Origin of the sequence: Aeromonas sp. MR7, assembly GCF_963899385.1 — a bacterium.
In the GTDB taxonomy this organism is placed as follows: domain Bacteria; phylum Pseudomonadota; class Gammaproteobacteria; order Enterobacterales; family Aeromonadaceae; genus Aeromonas; species Aeromonas bestiarum.
On the sequence record NZ_CAWQXH010000021.1, the window covers coordinates 314906 to 332754 of the forward strand.

Genomic DNA, 17849 nt, shown 5'->3' on the forward strand with positions numbered 1-17849 from the left:
ACTGCTCATATCCGATAAAAACGCCTCATACACGGGGAGGAAAAAACGGGCCCGCAGCTTTACCGCCCATATCCGGCTAAAACGATGCGAACACAAGGATAGCGACGGGCAGAAACAACGGCGGCACCCAAAGGTGCCGCCAGAAGGTCAGCCGAGTGAGACAAGCTCGGCGTCGCTGGGGTAGTAACCCTGCTCCGGCTCGATACCAGGCGGATAGAGCGCCAGCAGCTCGGCCACCTTGTTGCGGCTGCCGCCGTTGCGGCTGATGGTGCGCTTGACCAGGATCTCGTCCAGTCGCGCACCACGATAGAGCTCGCGGGTCAGCTCTATGTCGTGGTTGCTGATGAGCACGGGCACCCCCTTGCGGGCCGCCGTGTGACGGGCCAGCCGCGCCAGTACGGCCTGATCATCCAGCGTGAAGCCACCTGCGGAATAGGTAGTGAAACTCGCCGTGGTGGAGAGCGGCGCATAGGGAGGATCGCAGTAGATCACCCAGTCCGGTTCGGCACGCTTGATGGCATCGGCGTAGCTTTCGCAGATGAAGGTCGCCTTCTGCGCCTTCTCGGCAAAAGCCCACAGCTCTTTCTCCGGGAAGTAGGGCTTCTTGTAGGAACCGAATGGCACATTGAAGCCACCCTTCTTGTTATAGCGACACAAACCATTGAAACCGTGACGGTTGAGAAACAGGAACAGCAGCGCCCGCTCGAAGGTGGTCTCGGTCTGGTTGAACTGGGTACGCAGCCGATAGTAGGCCGCCTTGTGGTTGTGCTCGGCCACAAACAACTTGCGCGCCTCGGCGATGAATCGGTCAGGCGTCAGCTTGAGATGGTTGTAAAGGCAGATCAGATCCGGATTGATGTCGTTGAGCACATAGGCGTCGTAGTCGGTGTTGAGAAACACGGACCCGGCCCCGACGAAGGGCTCCAGCAACACACGCCCGGCCGGCAAGCGCTCGGCAATCTCTTCAACCAGGGAGTATTTTCCCCCGGCCCATTTTAAAAAAGCGCGTGTTTTTTTCATGGAAATCCGGTGTTAAGAAGGCATCGACCAAAAAAGGGGGACGATTCTACCCCCTTACCGGGCGCAATGGCTATTGCTTCAACTCTTTTTGTACCTGAGCAAACGACTTGGGCCAGGGCTGACCCTTGAGCAGGGCGGGCGAGAGCTTGCGAATGGCGGCCTTGGCCTGGGCGGCGTTGGCATAATCCCCTTGCAGTACCACGTACCAGGGGCTGCCACGGAACTGGGTTTTGTAAACCCAGATATTGCCGGCCAGCGCATGCTCGGCCACGAACTTGTCGACGGCCTTGGTGTTGCTCGCCCCCATCAGCTGGACGCTGTAATGATTCCTGGGCTTCTTGTTCAGGGTCGCCGCCGGCGTCAATACCACCTTGGGTGAGGGTGCCGCCACGGGTTCAACCGCGGCTGGCTTGGCCGCCGGTTTGGTTGCAACCGAGGTACTCTGGGTCTTGGGCGCAGGGGTCGGCTTGGCAAGCAGGCCCTGAGTCGATGCATTCTGAGCCTGGGCAACCTGAGTCGCAACGGCCTGGGAACCGGCACCGGTCAGCTCATCCACCACAGCCGTGGGCAAGGCACCGCTGACATCGGGCTGCTTCATCAGTTTCTCGACCACTTCATCTGAGATCACCACCCGGCGTCCCTCGTAGTTGGTCGATTCCGTGGTCACAGTCTCGCTCTCGACCGCCTTGGGCAGCACCTTGGCATCCGGCTGCCAATCGCGCACCACACCGCCAGAATTGCCAGCGCCACCATCATGGGTTGCGTTCTGATTGCCATTCTGGCTGGTGTTACTGCCGCCTATGGTCAGCGGATCCCCACCCGACACGGGAATAGGAAAGGCGGTGGTTTGCGCAGGTTCCAGCGCAGTGCTCTTGCTCTCACCGTTGAACAGGGCTGGCAGCAGATAGCTCAGGGCCAGTAAACCGGCGGCAACCAGTGCCAGCACGGTCGCAATCTTCTTGACGGGCAACTCGGCCTGACGCTTCTTGGGCCTTCTGTCGGTCATGATATCCTCCAGTAACTGCATGATGGTGGACGGATGTCCATTTGCCGCTTTCAGGATCTCTTCCACTTTCAGCTTGGGCAAGAGGGCTGTCGGGATCTTGAGCTCTTTGGCTTTCTCATACAAGAAGATACGTTGCTCTGGCGCGCTCAGTGGCGCGACTTCCAGCTCCAGTGCAGGCATGGCCCGCCCTTTCAGCTGCGCCTTCTGGTTGCGACACCAGACGTCACTGCCGGAGAGCACTATGGCCAGCTGATGGGGCACGGACAGGGTATCGTTGTGACGACAGAGGCTCCACAGCTCGCCGACCAGCTCGGCGGGCAACTCGTCGGCGCGTTCGATCAGCAACAGCAGGGTGGCAGGTTTGCCTTCCAGCATGCGAAAGAAGCTGTCGGCCAGCGCATCCTGTGGATTGAACAACGGCCTTGCCACCACCTGCGGCAACAGCAACTGGCGCACGTCCGCCATCTTCATGGCTGAGCTGCCAATCAGGCTCACGACCCGTACTTTTTCGGGCAGGGCGCCGAGCAGAGATTCACACAGGGTGCCGCGACCACTGCCGTGCTTGCCACAGAGGAAAATAAAGGGGTGATTGAATTCAATCAGGTGCAGCAGCCGGTCAACCAGCTGCCGCTGGGAAGGAAGCTTAAGCAGTTTATTATTACTCACGACCAGACTCGATCACCGCCAACAATTCAGCATCAGAGACATCGGCCACCACCTGTGCATGACCGATACCGACTGGCAGCACCAGTCGCAGTTTGCCTTCCAGTACCTTCTTGTCACGCCGCATATGGCGAATGAAGGCATCGAAATCCATCTCGGCCGGTGCCTGGATGGGCAGATTGGCGGCCAGCAGCAGATCGCGAATACGGGCGACCTGCCGGTTATCCAGCTCGCCACGCGCCTCGGCCGTGAATGCAGCCAGCATCATGCCTGCGGCAACGGCTTCGCCGTGCAGCCAGTTGCCATAGCCTTTCTCGGCCTCGATGGCGTGACCAAAGGTGTGGCCCAGGTTCAACAGGGCACGCACACCGTGCTCTGTCTCGTCCTGCCCCACCACATCGGCCTTGATCTCGCAGCAGCGACGAATGGCATACGCCAGAGCAGCCGGTTCCAGCGCCTGCAGACGGGACATGTTGGTTTCGAGCCAGGAGAAGAATTCGGCGTCCCAGATGATGCCGTACTTGATGACCTCGGCCATGCCGGCGGCAAATTCACGGGCAGGCAGGGTCTTGAGGCATTCGGTGTCGATGACCACATGCTTGGGCTGATAGAAGGCACCAATCATGTTCTTGCCGAGGGGATGATTGACGGCGGTCTTGCCGCCGACGGAGGAATCAACCTGGGAGAGCAGTGTGGTAGGCACTTGAATAAAAGGAATGCCACGTTGGTAGCTTGCCGCAGCAAAGCCGACAACATCCCCTATCACACCGCCCCCCAGGGCGATCAGTGTAGTGTCCCGACCATGGTTGGTTTCCAGCAGAGCAGACATGATCCGCTCGAAGGTTGCCAGGGTCTTGTAGGCCTCACCGTCCGGCAGGATCAGGTGTTCTACCTGAAAACCGGACAGCAACTGGATAATCCGCTCAAGATACAAGGGTGCGACAACGGTATTGGTCACTATCATGACCCGCTTGCCCTTGATGGTTTGTGTCAGCACCTCTGTATGCTGCAACAGACCCGCCGCTATCTCGATGGGATAACTGCGTTCACCCAGTTCGACCTTCAACCTTTCCATGGACGTCCTCTAGATTACATGCCAATCAACTTAACAATTTGATTAGCAACAACTTTAGCGCTCTGATCATCTGTCTGGATGACAAAGTCAGCCACTTCTTCATACAGCGCATTGCGCTCTTGTGCCAGACGCTCGAGTACTTCGCGCGGCGGCTCTTCGGTTTGCAGCAGTGGGCGGCGCTTGTCTCTTTGTGTGCGCGCCAGCTGCTTTTCAATCGTTGTTTCGAGGTACACCACGATACCGCGAGCAGAGAGCTTGTTCCGTGTTTCACGGCTCTTGATGGCACCGCCACCCGTCGCCAGCACGATACCCTGCTGTTCTGAAAGGTCGCCTATGACCTTCTCTTCGCGGATCCGGAAACCCTCTTCGCCTTCAACATCGAACACCCAGCCGATATCGGCACCACTGCGGCGCTCAATCTCATGATCTGAGTCGAAAAACTCCATATGCAGTTGTTCTGCCAGATGTCTACCTATGGTGCTCTTGCCCGCACCCATGGGACCTATCAGGAAAATATTGCGTTTCTCAGCCATGTCTTTTCATTAGTAATTACAAACTGTACGACCCCGACAAACACTCGATCGGGGTACCTATGAACCTTGTCTTGCGATGGATCAGGAGGGGGATTATCTCAATAGAAATCGGGACTGGCAACCGCAGCCCTTACGCCCCAGCCTCATTGGGGCGTAAGGTTATATGTGTTTTACCCTCACATGTAAAGCATTCAGAAGGCGTCGGTGACTATCTTCGGCGTCACGAAAATCAGCAATTCCCGCTTTTTATTCTCGCTGGTTGTCTTGCGAAACAACACGCCAAGACCCGGGATATCACCGAGCAGAGGCACCTTGCTGACGTCGCTCTTGATGGTCTGTTGATAGATACCGCCAAGCACCAGAGTCTCGCCATTGTTGACCAGCACCTGGGTGGTGATGGACTGGGCATTGATGGAGACGGCATCGCCAGTACCGGTTGGTACCGTCTCACCCTTGGTGTCCTGGGTCACGGTCAGATCCAGGATCACCCGGTTGTCCGGCGTGATTTGCGGTGTGACCTTGAGGCTCAATACTGCCTTCTTGAAGGTGACCGAGGTGGCACCACTGGAGGAGGACTCCACATAGGGGATCTCGGTCCCCTGCTCGATCAGCGCCGGTTTCTGGTTGGCCGTGGTAACACGGGGGCTGGCGATGATTTCGGCCTTGCTCTCTTTTTCCAGCGCCGACAGCTCGAGGTCCAGCAGGGTGCCATCCGCCAGGCGGGCCACCTGGAATGCCAGGGTGCCAGCGGCATTGGTCACCGGCAGATTGACGTTCAATCTGTCATCCACCCCGGGACGGGTGATGGCCGAACCGCCGTTGTTATTGCCGGAGCCGTCGTTGCCTTCGATGGAACCCGATGTGCTGTTGCCGTGACCATCGTTCTTGGTCACCCCCCAACGCACCCCGAGCGCCTCGTCGAAACCATCATCTATGGTCACCATGCGCGCTTCGATCACCACCTGTTTGACCGGAATATCCAGAATGTCCAGCATGCGCTTGATGTTGCTGATGACATCTGCCGTGTCCTTGACCACCAGCACGTTGGTCCGTTCATCGACACTCACGGCCCCCTTGGAAGAGAGCAGCTTGGTGCTTTCGGACGAGAGCAGCGCCGCCACCTCGGATGCCTTGGCATAGTTGATCTGCAGATACTCGGTATAAAGCGGTGCCAGATCGGCGACCTGATTGCGGCTCTCCAGCTGCTGTTTCTCGCGAGCGGCTATCTCTTCGGCCGGCGCCACCAGCAGAATGTTGTTATCCAGCCGCTTGTCGAGACCCCGCACCTTCAAGATGATGTCGAGTGCCTGCTCCCAGGGCACGCCATCGAGCCGCAGCGTGATATTGCCCGACACCGAGTCCGTGGTGACCAGGTTGAGGTTGTTGAAATCAGCGATGAGCTGCAGCACGGTGCGCACCGGGATGTCCTGGAAGTTCAGCGAAATCGGCTTGCCCTGATACTGCTTGCCAGCTGTCACCGCGGTGCGTTTTTTCACCTCGACGATGAACGTCTTGTCCGCCTGATCGTAGCGATAATCAAACTGGCCGTTGATGGAGAGCTCGAACAGGGTGTCATTGCCCTGACGGAACACCTCTACCTGGGAGACGGGGGTGGCAAAGTCCTGCACATTGATCAGATTGAGCAGGTCGTCCGGCACCCTGGTACCATGGAACTTGGCCAGCACAGTCTGGCCACGGCTGCTGACATCGACTGCCGCCGAGCTGTTGTCCAGCGTGACCAGAAACTCCCCCTGCCCCTCCTTGCCACGTCTGAAGTCCACCCCCTTGACGGAGTTGAAATAGGCGCCGCTCGCTCCGGTCTGAGCCGCAGGCAAGACGGGTTTACTGGCCACTGGCGCTGCCACCGGGGCTGACTGGGCAACCAGCTGGGTGTTAATCAGGGCTGATTGCGCCACAGGTTGAGGATTGACAAAGGCGGGCGACGCCGCTGGTGATGAGACCATGCCAGCTGACTGGGTCGAAGCCGGCAGCGGCATGGTTGCCTTTTCTCCCAGAGCGACCAGCAACTTGTTGCCCTGCTGGTGCACCTGATAAGGGGTCAATTGATCGAGCGCTATCTTGATGTCGAGCCCGGCGCCCTTGCCCTCGACCTTGAGGTTATCAACACCCTGCTGCTTGATGGGCAGCGGATTGACATTGAGTGCCCCCACGGCTCCCGGCACATGCAGCAACAGCTGATTGGGCTCATAGGATAGCCGGTCGGTAAAACCGCTTACCGGTTCACTGAAGCTCAACTCCAGCAACAGCTGGTCGGCCATCAGCGGATTCACCTTCACCTCTTGCAAGGTGGCCACAGCCCAGGCCTGGCTCCATGCTCCGGCGCAAAACAGCAGGGCAACTCTGGTTACAGTCCCGATTGTTGTTCTCATCGCAGTCATCCCTGATTATCGTTTTGCTTCAAGATTGGCCATGCCCAACTGGGTTTCTCTGGTGACCCAGCATCCTTTGCCATCCGGTATAGTCTCAATCAAATCCACGTAAGTATCAGTGATCCTGATCACCCGACCCTGATCCAGTCCCATATGTTGGTTGAGACCCACCCGGACGGATTGGCCATCCGGCGTCCGGATCAAGGCCCACAACTGGCCCTGCTTGCCGAGCGAGCCCTGCATGATCAGGCTGGCCAGTGAATAGCTCTCCAACACTTCCTTCTCTCTGTTGGCAACTATCTGGGCACAATTCGGTTTCACCTTGGAATCCACCTTGGCGCTGCTGGCCTCTGGCTGGGGCGCAATGAAGGGGCTGCGCTGATCGCTGAGGTGATAGGCCATGGGCGAAAATGGTTTGATTTCAGGCAGCGGCTCGATAGGCACAGGCTGTCTGGCCTTGGTCTGAGCCACATAGTTGTCCATGTCATCCTGCCCACCGCAGGCTGTCAGCAGACAGACGGGCAACAGTACGCAGATCATTCTCATTTTTTCTGCCCCACTGTCTTGCCGTTGTACTTGTAGGTCTTGGCCAGCATCGACATGCCGATCATCTCGTCCGGCTCCTTGCTCTGACCCAGGGTGAACGACTCCAGGATGACGATCCGCGGCAGCGCCGCCATGTCGGCCGTGAACTTGCCAATCTCATGGTAGGTGCCCACCACCTCGATCCGCATGGGCAGTTCGGTGGAAAACTCGTGCTTTATCTCGGGCTCCCAGTTGATGCGATTCAATTTGAGACCATTGTCGGTCGCAATGAAGCTGATATCGTCCAGCAAGCCGGCCACTTCGTGCGTATTGGGTAACTGTTTGAGCTGGGTATCGACCAACTGCTCAAGCTGCACCATCTGTATCTTGTATGCGCCCAGATTGGCCGCCAGCATCGCCTTGCTCTCGAACTGCGCCTTCAGTTCAGCCTCCTTGTTGGTTTCCTGGGTCAACAAGGTCAATGAATGCGCAATCACGTAGTAATAGATGGCGCCGCCCAGCAAGGCACAGAAAAACAGGATGAAAATGCCCTTGGCCAACTTGGGCCAGCCGGCAATGTTGTTGAGATCCAGTTCATTGAGCTGTTGCAGGTTCATTCTTGCCCCTTAACCGCATCGACGGTGGCGCCAGCCGCAGCTGCGACCTGGAACATCATGGAGAACTGGCTCAGCGAGACAGGCGCAACGTCGGCCGCAAAAATCGTGCTGATCTGTGACTGCCCCAGCCAGCCGGAGCCATCGATGCGTCGCATCATGCTGGCAACCCGGCCATAGGCCTCGGTCTTGCCGTTGACGTCGATCCGGTTGTCTTGCAAGGCCAGCGTGTTCAGATACACACCATTGGGCACCAGCGAGGGCAACTGGTTGAACAGCCGAACCGGCAGATTGCGACGCATCTGCAGATGCTCGATCAGTTGCATGCGATCGATCAGCTCCTTGCGCCTCTCTTTGAGCAAGCGGATCTCGCCGAGCTGTGCGTCGAGTATGGTCATCTCCTGCTGCAAGCGTTGATTGCGCTGCTGTTGATGACTGATCTGCTGCTCCACCAGCCAGTCGGCGGCAAAGCCGAGGGAAGCGGTGATCGCCAGGAAAATCCCGAGCATGACCCCGAACTGTTTCTTCTGTCGCTGAGCTCTGGCTTCGCGCCAGGGGAGTAGGTTTATATTTGACATGGCGTGAAGCTCCTCAATGCCAGACCCAGCGCCGTCATGTACTTGGCACCATGGGCAAGCCCCCCCTCCCCTTTGGGTTTGCCAAACAGGGCGAAGGGATCGGGATGCAATACTTCACAATTGAGTTCATTGCCGACCTGGGCGACCAGCCCGGGTAGCAGGCTGCCACCGCCAGTCAGCACCAGCTTGGAGAGCTCCCTGTATCCGGAGGAGCTGCAAAACAGCTGAACGTTGCGCCTGACTTGCTGCAGCAAGGCATTAATGTGAGGCAGCAGCACATCCAGCTCGTAATCAACCGGCAATTTGCCCTGCAGCTTGGCCTGCTCTGCATCGTCCAGCGATAGGTTGTAGAAAGAGGCCAATGCCTGGCTGTATTGATCACCGCCGAAATTCTGCAGACGGGAGTAGATCACCTCGCCCTTGACTAGGGCGGCAAAGGTCATGGCACTGGCACCGATATCGATAACGCCAACCGGCTTTTCCCAGGCAAGCAAATCGGGCAGACAGGCGAGGACGGCGCGGCCCAGCGCATGAGCCCCCACGTCCACTACCTTGGTGGTCATCTCGGCTTCGGCCAGTGCCGTGACCCGACCGCTCACGCTCTCGGTACGGGCGGCGCTCAGCAGCACCTCCTGGCGATCCTGATCATTGACCTTGCCGAGGATCTCAAAATCCAGGCTCACTTCATCGAGGGGGAAGGGGATGAGCTGTTCGGCCTCCATCTGGACCTGATTTTCCAGCTCGTTCTCACCCAGGCTGGCATCAACCTGAATGACTTTGGTGATCACATTGGAACCGGTGACGGCCGTCGCCACGTACTGGCTGTTGCCAGAGATGAGGCGCTTGAGGGCCTTGAGAGACTGGCTGACCCGTTCGATATCCTGCAGCTGATAATCGACCAGGGTGCCCTTGGGGGTCGCCACTTCGGCCACAGATTCAAAATGCAGCTTGCCGGGGCGCCCGGTGATAGTGACAGCCTTGATGGTCTGGCTCCCAAAATCAATACCCGCCAGAGGAAGCAGGGAACCTTTATTGAATAGCCCAAACATATACACATCCATGCGTTATTGGGTTTTAGGATTGATTGTAGGACAGCTAATCAGATGATGATGACTTAACTCATCCTAAATGCTCTATCTATCAATGTCATAAAGTTTACACCGAAAAGTGATGCATCTCGCTTTCTTGCCGCCCCCGCCTCCCCTTGGTTATTGAGCCGCAGAATGCTAACCTCCCGCCTCTTCTCGAGGAGCCTGACTGCTGACAGGAAAACCTCGAATTCCCGGAGGCAAAAGGGCTATACTCTGCGCCCGTTGGCTAATTTTAAGACGATTGGTAGTTCTTCCATGCTGAAATGGCTCGTACGCCTGTTTATTGTCATGATGCTGGGTGCAGTGCTGGGTGTTGCCAGCCTCATCGGCATCTACTTCTACATCAAGCCCCAGTTGCCCGATGTGACCGCGCTGCGCGACGTCAAGCTGGCCACCCCGATGAAGGTGTACAGCCGGGATGGGGAATTGATCTCCCAATTTGGCGAAATTCGTCGCATCCCGCTGCGTCTGGATGAAATTCCCCAGTCCATGATAGATGCCGTGCTCGCGACCGAGGATGCCCGCTTCTATGAGCACCCGGGCATAGACCCGATCGGTATCATTCGAGCCGCCACCGTCTGGGCCGTCTCCGGCCATGCCCGTCAGGGCGCCAGTACCATCACCCAGCAGGTCGCCCGCAACTTCTTCCTGAGCAATGAGAAGACCATAGTGCGCAAGGTCAAGGAAGTGTTCCTGGCCTGGCGTATCGAGCAGAATCTCTCCAAGGACGAGATACTGCAGCTCTACCTCAACAAGATACCGCTCGGTTACCGCGCGTTCGGGATAGGTGCCGCCGCTCAGGTCTACTTCGGCAAAGAGGTCAAAGACCTGACCCTGGACGAGATCGCCATCATAGCCGGCCTGCCCAAGGCGCCGTCCATGTTGAACCCGATCCGTTCACCGGAGCGTGCCTTCGCCCGCCGCAACGTAGTGCTGGGTCGCATGCTGGAAACCGGCAAGATCACCCAGGCCCAGTATGACGAGGCCTCCAAGATGCCGATCAAGGCCCGCTATCACGGCGCCGAGATCACCCTCAATGCCCCTTATTTGGGGGAGATGGTGCGCCAGAAGATGGTGGAGCAGTTTGGTGAAGACGCCTACACCATGGGCCTGCACGTCTACACCACGGTTACTGCCAAGCGCCAGCGTGCCGCCCGTCTGGCCCTGCTGGATGGCGTGTTCGACTACGATACCCGTCATGGCTACCGTGGCACGACAGCCCAGCTGTGGAAAGTGGGAGAAGCCGACTGGGATTACGACCAGATCATGGCGCACCTGGCCAAGCAGCCCACTTACGAGCCTCTGATGGCCGCCGTGGTCACCAAGCTGGGTGACAAGAGTGCGACCCTGGTGCTGAAAAATGGCAAGCAGGCAGAACTCGGCTGGAACGGCATCAAATGGGCTCGCGCCTTCATCACCGATGATCGCCAGGGTTTCGCCCCCCGCTCCGCCCGCGACATGCTGAAAGTCGGCGCCCAAATCTGGGTGCGGGAGAAGGGTGAAGAGCTGCTGCTCTCCCAGATCCCCGAGGTCAACGCAGCCCTGGTGGCCATGAACCCGCAGGATGGTGCCATCGAGGCCCTGGTCGGCGGCTTCAGCTTCGAGCTGTCCAAATTCAACCGGGTCGATCAGGCGCGCCGTCAGATAGGCTCCAACATCAAGCCCTTCCTCTATGCCACCGCGCTGGAGCAGGGCTATACCCTGGCCTCCCTCATCAATGATGCGCCGATCAACCAGTGGGACCCCTCCAAGGGCCCCATGTGGCAGCCCAAGAACTCCCCGGCCATCTACGAAGGTCCCACCTCGCTGCGGCTCGGTCTTGCCAAGTCCAAGAACGTGATGTCGGTGCGACTGATGCGCGCCATCGGTCTGGATACCTATATCGACGGCCTGACCCGCTTCGGGTTCGCACGCGACACCATATCCCGCAATGAATCGCTGGCGCTGGGCGCCGCCGAATTCACCCCGCTGGAAGTGGTGCGCGGTTATTCCGTCATGGCCAACGGCGGCTTCCAGGTGACCCCCTATTTCATCACGGACGTGACCGACAGCTTCGGGGAGCCCCTGTATCAGGCCAACCCTGCCGCCGCCTGTCGTGATTGCGGCGTGCTGGCCGCGGCCGGTCTCGACAGTGCCGATGCCTACGCCAATACCGGCGGCGACTGGAAGGCCCAGTGTCCGATCGATCCTGTCGTGCCCAACAACATGGCACCGCAGACCATCAGTGCCCAGAGCACCTTCCTGGTCACGGATACCCTGACCACCGCCATCTGGGGTGGCAACGGCTGGCGCGGTACCGGCTGGCGGGCGGCTCGCGACCTCAAGCGTCACGACATCTCCGGCAAGACGGGAACCACCAACGAATCCCGTGATGCCTGGTTCTCCGGTTACACGCCGAACCTGGTCGCCACCTCCTGGATAGGTTTTGACAACCACCAGCGGGGTCTTGGCCGGGCCGAGTTCGGCGGCGGCGCAGCCCAGCCTATCTGGATCGACTTCATGAAGACGGCGCTCAAGCAGGTGCCCGAGCGCAAGATGCCGGTACCCGAGGGGATCATCACGGTACGGGTAGATCGCGAGACCGGTCTGCTGACCAATCGCACCGATGGCAGCAGCACTGAGGAGTTCTTCAAGGAAGGCACTGAGCCGACCCGCTATGCGACCCAGAGCTCGGACGGCAATCAGGTGTATGGCGGCGACGGCTCGCCCACTGACGGACCCGTCTCTACCGACGATATCTTCTAAGCGACAGCTCAAGATAAAAAAACCGGCGCCTTGGCGCCGGTTTTCTTTTTCTGCTTCGGAAATATCAGCCGAGCAGGCTCTTCATCAGGCTGGAGATGCGGACAGCCAGCTCGTTGAAGCAGGGCCTGCGTACCGAGTAGTGGCGATAGAGCAACGAGATGGCACGGCCCGGCACCGGGTCGATCACGGGGCGATAGCTGACGCCTCCTTCCTCCGCATTGGCAGGCACGGCCAGTTTGGGCACCAGCGTCATGCCGCTGCCCGCGGCCACCATGTTGCGCAACGTCTCCAGGCTGGTGCCCTTGAAGCGCTGATCCTCACCGATACCCGCGGCGAAGCAGAACCCCATCGCCTGATCCCGCAGACAGTGGCCATCGGCCAGCATCAGCAGTTTCTTGCCCTTGAGATTGCTGAGCGGTACCGACTTGGCCCTGGCTTCCGGGTGATGCTGCGGTACCGCCAGCCACATGGGCTCCTGATAGAGGGGAATCGAGCCAAACCCTTCCATACCCTCAAGTTCGGCGAGGATGAGACAGTCCAGCTCCCCTTCCTCCAGCCGCTTGAGCAGCACCTGGGTCTGCTCCTCATAGAGATAGAACTCCAGCTTGGGAAAATGCTCGCGCAGATCCTGGATGATGTGGGGCAGCAGATAGGGGCCGACGGTGGGAATGAAACCGATATGGATCTCGCCGGACATGGGTTCGGCGAAGTGCTGGCCTATGCTCTTGAGCTCACGCACCTCTTTTAGCACCTTGCGGGCCTGATGGGCCATGGCGTCACCGGCCGGGGTAAACAGCACCTTGCGGGAGGTGCGCTCGATCAGGATCACCCCCAGCTCGTCCTCCAGCTTGCGCAGCTGGCCGCTCAGGGTCGGCTGGCTGACGAAGCAGCGCTCCGCCGCCTTGCGAAAGTGCTTCTCCTCTTCCAATGCCACCAAATACTCGAGATCGCGAAGGTTCATACATCCAGAATCCTGCCAACCAATTGGGCCATTAGCATGCCCAAGAAAGACTGGAGGGACAAGGGATGGTGACTAAATGGAAAAAGAGGGGTAGATGGAAAAACAAAACGGGCCCGGATCCAGGATCCGGGCCCGCTCAAGCGGCGAGTGTCAAACCGTCATTACACCCGGAAGCGACGTACCATCTCCTGCAACTGGGTCGCCAGGTGATTGAGGTCGTTGCAGGCCTGAGCCATCTGGGTCGCGCCAGCCGCCACCTCTTCCGAGGCATGGCTAATGTTGACCACGTTGCGGTTGAGCTCTTCACTCACCGCCCCCTGCTCTTCGGTCGCGGTCGCAATCTGTATGTTCATGTGAGAGATGCTCTCCACAGAGCCACTGATCTCGGAAATGGACGCTCCCGCCTCCCGCGCCGTGCTCACTGTGGAGTTCATCATGTCCTGGCTCTGCTGCATGGTGGTGCCGGCCTGTTCGGCCCGCTGCTGCAGTTCGGCAATGATGGTGTTGATCTGGGAGGTGGAATCCTGAGTCCGTTTCGCCAGGGTACGCACCTCATCGGCCACCACGGCGAAACCACGACCCTGTTCACCGGCCCGGGCCGCCTCGATGGCGGCGTTGAGCGCCAGCAGGTTGGTCTGTTCGGCGATCCCGCGGATCACCTCCAGCACCATGCCTATGTTGCGGCTGTCATCACCGAGCTGGCGGATCACCACGGCGGTACTTTCGATGGCACCGGCCACCTGTTCAATACGCTTGATGGAGTCGTTGACGGTGCGAGCCCCCAGCTCGGCCGTGCTGCTGGCGGCACTGGCAGCACTGGCGGCATCACTGGTGTTGCGGGACACCTCCTGCACCGTGGCCTGCATCTCGTTCATGGCGGTCGCCAGCTGGTTCAACTCATGCTGCTGGCTGTTCATATTGTTGGCAGACTGACGGGCCACGGCGCTGATCTCTTCCGCCGCCGAGCTGAGCTGTACAACTGAGCCGGACACCTCGCTGACCAGGTTGCGCAAGTTTTTCTGCATCTCGCCAAAGCCTTTGGCCAGCTGGCCCAGCTCGTCGTTGTTGAACTGTCTCAAGTCGAGGTGCGTCGCCAGATCGCCGGCCGACACCTTGCGAGTCTGCTCCAGCAGGGCCATGACGGGATTACGGATCTGGCCGGTCAGCAACCAGGCCACGACGACGACGAACGCCAGCGTCATCACTCCCACCAGGATGCTCATATTGCGCGAGTTGCTGTAAAGCTCGGCGACCGATTTGACCATGCCGTCGGCAATTTCGTTGTTGATCTCGCGCAGACGATAGGATTTGGAACCCACCTCCTCCAGTGCGATCCGGGTCTCGTTCTTGCGCAGGCTCTTGACCTTCTCCAGATCCCCGTTGGCAAAGGCGGCCACCAGCTCCTCATGCACGGAGAAATATTTGGCACCGGCAGCAATCAACTGCTCGTAGGTCTGCCGCTCTTCATCCGTGCTGAAGGGCAGCGAGCCATATTTTTGCGCCGCCGCATCAAACTCCTGCTTCGCCTTGTTAAAGGTGGCGGTGCGATCACTGACCTCCTGGGCATCCTTGTTCAGGCCGCCGATGACCTGAGCCAGCTCGGAGCGACGAGCATCGAGAATGGCCACATGCATCTGGCTGGCATAGCGGGTCGATGGCAACAAATTCCCGGAGATGGTTTCAGTATCACCGTAGAGGCGTGACAGCTGAGCGATGGAAAACCACGCCAACCCCAGAACCAGCAAGGCCAATACGGCAAAGCCGGCACTCAACTTCTGACCTATAGACATATTTTTGAACATGATTGGTATCCTTGGCGGCTAGACGCAAACCCGTGGAGCCGAACTCCCGAGCCATCACCCATAGAGCATAGCGCGATGATCGCAAGCGGATGATTTTCAAACTATCCGCTAGTCAATATATCGTCATGCCCACGGATAGCATGAGGATCAAGCGGGTAGGAAAAATCTGCCCCTCTCAGCCTGGGTTTGCTCGTCATCCTGCCCACCAATCGACAAGACGGGGTTTCAGCGTCCCATCACTGCCTGGATCTGGCGGGCAAAGGCCGCCGGCTCGCCCAGGAAGGAAGAGGCGGACAGCGGCGTCACCTTGTCCCCTTGCACCAAACCCAGCGTGGGGTAGCCCTGCCCACCGAGGCGGCGCATCCAGCCCTGGCTGGCTGCCAGATGGCCGGCCAGATCCACGTTCTGATAAGCATCTGCAAATGCCGCGGCATCAATGCCCTGCTCCGCCGCCAGGCGGCTCAGGTGCTCGAGGGAACCGATCCAGATGCCGTCGTGGTAGTGGGACTGCTGGATGCGATGCAGCAGGGTCAGACCATTGCCGCCCAACGTCGACATCGCCAATATGGCGCGGATGGGTTGCTCCGAGTCGAGCAGCAGGCCATCGCGCAGCAGCAAGTCGTTGAAATAACCCTCACCGAAGGGCTGGCCAGTCAGGGCCTGGATCCGCTCGTCATGAGGGCGGACGTAGTCACGCAGGGCCTGACCCATGGGCTGACGACGCTCGCCCAGCCAGAGGCCGCCGGCATGCAGCTCTATGTGAAGACCGGGGATCCCGGCCGCCGCTTGCAGCAAGGGGGCAGCGCCATAGCACCAGCCGCAGAGGGGGTCGTATACGTAATGCAGGCTTGTCTCGTTCATGTGATTCATTCTCGATTGTTTGGCTAAAAAAACCGGGCCCTTGGGCCCGGTAAAAAAACACAGGGAAGCAGGCGTCAGGCAATTACCACTTCATTTCACCGGTGTTGACCTTGGCACCTATGGCCAGACCATCGTCGACCGGCAGAGACGGGAAGGCTTTCTTCAGGCCTTCAATCAGCTCGCCGGAGTTTTTGGACTTGGCCAGCTCCTGCTCGAAGCGCTGGACATAGTCACGGGTGAAGGTCACGGCTTCGGTACCCTTGGGCGCAGTCCCCAGGAAGTGGCCTGGCACGACACGCTCGGGTTTCATGGCCAGCAGCTCGTTGAGGGTCTTCACCCAGTGAGCGCGGGCTTCCTTGGTCTGGCTGTCCGCCATCCAGACGTGCACGCCGCTGTAGACGGGCACACCACCCAATGCTGTCTTGATGGACGGCGCCCACAGGTAAGCGGTCGGCGTGTTCATCTCCTTGATCTCGATCTTCTCGCCTTCGAGGGTCAGGTAAGAGGCGGTCATCACTTCCGGTACCGTCAGGGCTTTGGGTGCACCTGCGCCCAGGATGGGTCCCCAATAGGTCAGCTTGTCATCCTTGGTCTTGTTGATGTGGTCAACCACATGCTGGTCCGCCAGGACTTTGACTTTCGGAAACGCCTTCATGATGGGCTCCAGACCAAAGTAGAAGTCGGGATCACCTGCGCTGATATAGACGGTGGTCAGCTGCTTGCCGCTTTGCTTGATCATGTCGACCAGGGCCTGGCCATTTTTCACATCAAACTGGGCATCGATCAGAATGGCCTCTTTGTCACCGGCCACCAGGGAAGAGGAGACAGGGAAGATGGCCTTCTCGCCCGGGTTGTAGACGGTCACTGTCAGGGGGGCAGCCATGGCGGCGCCACTCAGCAGGGTGGTGGCCAGGGTCAGGTTGCGGATCAGGGTGTTGTTCATCGGGTATTCCTCATCAAGTCATCAGGGGTTCATCAGATGGACACAGTTTATTGGATCATTAACGGTACAAATACAGCATAATAAGCACATCACTGTTGCATTAATCGAGCATATAGAGGGCCTGCACATGGATCGACTGACCGCATTACGGGTCTTTGTCAGCGTAGTCGAACAGGGCAGCCTGAGCGGCGCCGGGGAGAAGCTGGAGATGTCGCGCGCCATGGTGACGCGCTACCTGGCTGAACTGGAGCAGTGGATGGGGGCCCGTCTGCTGCACCGCACCACCCGCCGGCTCAGTCTGACAGGACCTGGTGAAGAGGCATTGAACCGCGCCAGGGCCATGCTGGCACTGGGGGAGGAGATGGAGCAGATCGCCATCCGCGGCGATGAGGCGCCCAAGGGGCAACTGCGCATCACCAGCAGTTATTCCCTCTCAGAGGCCCTGCTGGTGGGAGCCGCCAACGACTATCTGGCCCAGTATGCGGGCACCGCCATCGACATCCTGCTGCTGGACCGCACCGTCAACCTGGTGGAGGAGCGGATCGATCTGGCCATTCGCATCACCAATGATCTGGATCCCAACCTGGTGGCCCGCCGGCTCGGCACCTGCCACTCAGTGGTCTGTGCCAGCCCGGCCTATCTGGCCAGACACCCGACGCCGCACAAGGTGCAGGATCTCGCCCTGCACAACTGCCTCACCTACACCTATTTCGGCAAGAGCCTGTGGGAGTTTCAGGGACCCGCCGGACCTGAATCCGTGCCGGTCAGCGGCAATCTCAGTGCCAACATCTCCAACCTGCTGCTGGAGGCGACCCTGGGTGGCGCCGGCATCAGCATGCAGCCCCGCTACTCGGTGCAATCCCAGCTGGAGAGTGGCGCCCTGGTGCCCCTGCTCGAGGCATGGCAACCCAAGCGCCTCGGAGTCTACGGTGTCTATGGCACCCGCAAGCAGATGTCGCCCCTGCTGCGCAGCTTCCTCGATTTCCTGGTGGTGCGCATGGCAGCCGATCCCATGTGGCAGGAGTAACGCCGCCATGCAAAA

At 59.1% G+C, this 17849-nt stretch carries 15 protein-coding genes; 2 read left to right on the plus strand and 13 right to left on the minus strand.

Annotated elements, in window-relative coordinates; genetic code table 11:
• Nucleotides 1-147: 147 nt before the first annotated feature.
• The 9 genes from AACW87_RS13230 to tapM form a co-directional block, all read right to left on the minus strand.
• Nucleotides 148-1020 carry a Dam family site-specific DNA-(adenine-N6)-methyltransferase gene (locus AACW87_RS13230; RefSeq protein ID WP_241325174.1) on the minus strand — a complete coding sequence of 291 codons (873 nt, stop codon included), beginning with the start codon at nt 1018-1020 and terminating at the stop codon, nt 148-150.
• Between the two features lie 70 nt (nt 1021-1090).
• Nucleotides 1091-2692 (minus strand): SPOR domain-containing protein, encoded by a 1602-nt coding sequence (locus AACW87_RS13235; protein WP_241325175.1) that lies wholly within the window; start codon nt 2690-2692, stop codon nt 1091-1093.
• Nucleotides 2685-3764: a 3-dehydroquinate synthase gene (gene aroB / locus AACW87_RS13240; RefSeq protein WP_241325176.1), complete on the minus strand. Its 1080-nt coding sequence runs from the start codon at nt 3762-3764 to the stop codon at nt 2685-2687. Before aroB ends, AACW87_RS13235 begins: the two co-directional genes overlap by 8 nt.
• A 14-nt stretch (nt 3765-3778) precedes the next feature.
• Nucleotides 3779-4297, minus strand: a complete 519-nt coding sequence (gene aroK / locus AACW87_RS13245) for a shikimate kinase AroK (RefSeq protein ID WP_005298388.1) — start codon at nt 4295-4297, stop codon at nt 3779-3781.
• A gap of 191 nt (nt 4298-4488) precedes the next feature.
• Nucleotides 4489-6687 (minus strand): type IV pilus secretin PilQ, encoded by a 2199-nt coding sequence (locus tag AACW87_RS13250; RefSeq protein ID WP_043135665.1) that lies wholly within the window; start codon nt 6685-6687, stop codon nt 4489-4491.
• A 15-nt stretch (nt 6688-6702) separates the two neighbouring features.
• Complete coding sequence (locus AACW87_RS13255; RefSeq protein WP_241325177.1) at nt 6703-7233, minus strand: pilus assembly protein PilP; 531 nt, start codon at nt 7231-7233, stop codon at nt 6703-6705.
• Entirely contained in the window at nt 7230-7829 is a 600-nt protein-coding gene (gene tapO / locus AACW87_RS13260; RefSeq protein ID WP_103470993.1) for a PilO family type IV pilus biogenesis protein TapO, read from the minus strand. Before tapO ends, AACW87_RS13255 begins: the two co-directional genes overlap by 4 nt.
• Nucleotides 7826-8404 (minus strand): PilN family type IV pilus biogenesis protein TapN, encoded by a 579-nt coding sequence (gene tapN, locus AACW87_RS13265; RefSeq protein WP_043135670.1) that lies wholly within the window; start codon nt 8402-8404, stop codon nt 7826-7828. Before tapN ends, tapO begins: the two co-directional genes overlap by 4 nt.
• Nucleotides 8392-9465: a PilM family type IVa pilus assembly protein TapM gene (gene tapM, locus AACW87_RS13270; RefSeq protein ID WP_241325178.1), complete on the minus strand. Its 1074-nt coding sequence runs from the start codon at nt 9463-9465 to the stop codon at nt 8392-8394. The genes tapN and tapM overlap by 13 nt, the downstream gene beginning before the upstream one ends.
• Nucleotides 9466-9750: 285 nt before the next feature.
• Between tapM and AACW87_RS13275 the strand changes: the two genes are divergently transcribed.
• On the plus strand, nt 9751-12240 hold the full coding sequence (locus AACW87_RS13275; RefSeq protein WP_241325179.1) for a penicillin-binding protein 1A: 2490 nt from the start codon (nt 9751-9753) through the stop codon (nt 12238-12240).
• Nucleotides 12241-12304: 64 nt separating this feature from the next.
• Here AACW87_RS13275 and oxyR read toward each other — a convergent pair whose 3' ends face one another.
• The 4 genes from oxyR to AACW87_RS13295 all read right to left on the minus strand — a co-directional run bounded on the left by oxyR (nt 12305) and on the right by AACW87_RS13295 (nt 16807).
• Nucleotides 12305-13201 carry a DNA-binding transcriptional regulator OxyR gene (oxyR, locus tag AACW87_RS13280; RefSeq protein WP_241325180.1) on the minus strand — a complete coding sequence of 299 codons (897 nt, stop codon included), beginning with the start codon at nt 13199-13201 and terminating at the stop codon, nt 12305-12307.
• Between the two features lie 161 nt (nt 13202-13362).
• On the minus strand, nt 13363-15003 hold the full coding sequence (locus AACW87_RS13285) for a methyl-accepting chemotaxis protein (RefSeq protein WP_241278513.1): 1641 nt from the start codon (nt 15001-15003) through the stop codon (nt 13363-13365).
• A gap of 225 nt (nt 15004-15228) precedes the next feature.
• The gene (locus AACW87_RS13290; protein WP_241325181.1) at nt 15229-15864 is read right to left on the minus strand and encodes a DsbA family protein; all 636 of its coding nucleotides are present in this window, start codon (nt 15862-15864) and stop codon (nt 15229-15231) included.
• An 82-nt stretch (nt 15865-15946) separates the two neighbouring features.
• Nucleotides 15947-16807 carry a Vmh family MBL fold metallo-hydrolase gene (locus tag AACW87_RS13295; RefSeq protein ID WP_043555148.1) on the minus strand — a complete coding sequence of 287 codons (861 nt, stop codon included), beginning with the start codon at nt 16805-16807 and terminating at the stop codon, nt 15947-15949.
• A gap of 127 nt (nt 16808-16934) precedes the next feature.
• On the opposite strand from AACW87_RS13295, the gene AACW87_RS13300 reads away from it, so the two are divergent.
• Nucleotides 16935-17834: a LysR family transcriptional regulator gene (locus AACW87_RS13300; RefSeq protein WP_043135682.1), complete on the plus strand. Its 900-nt coding sequence runs from the start codon at nt 16935-16937 to the stop codon at nt 17832-17834.
• Nucleotides 17835-17849 lie beyond the last annotated feature (15 nt).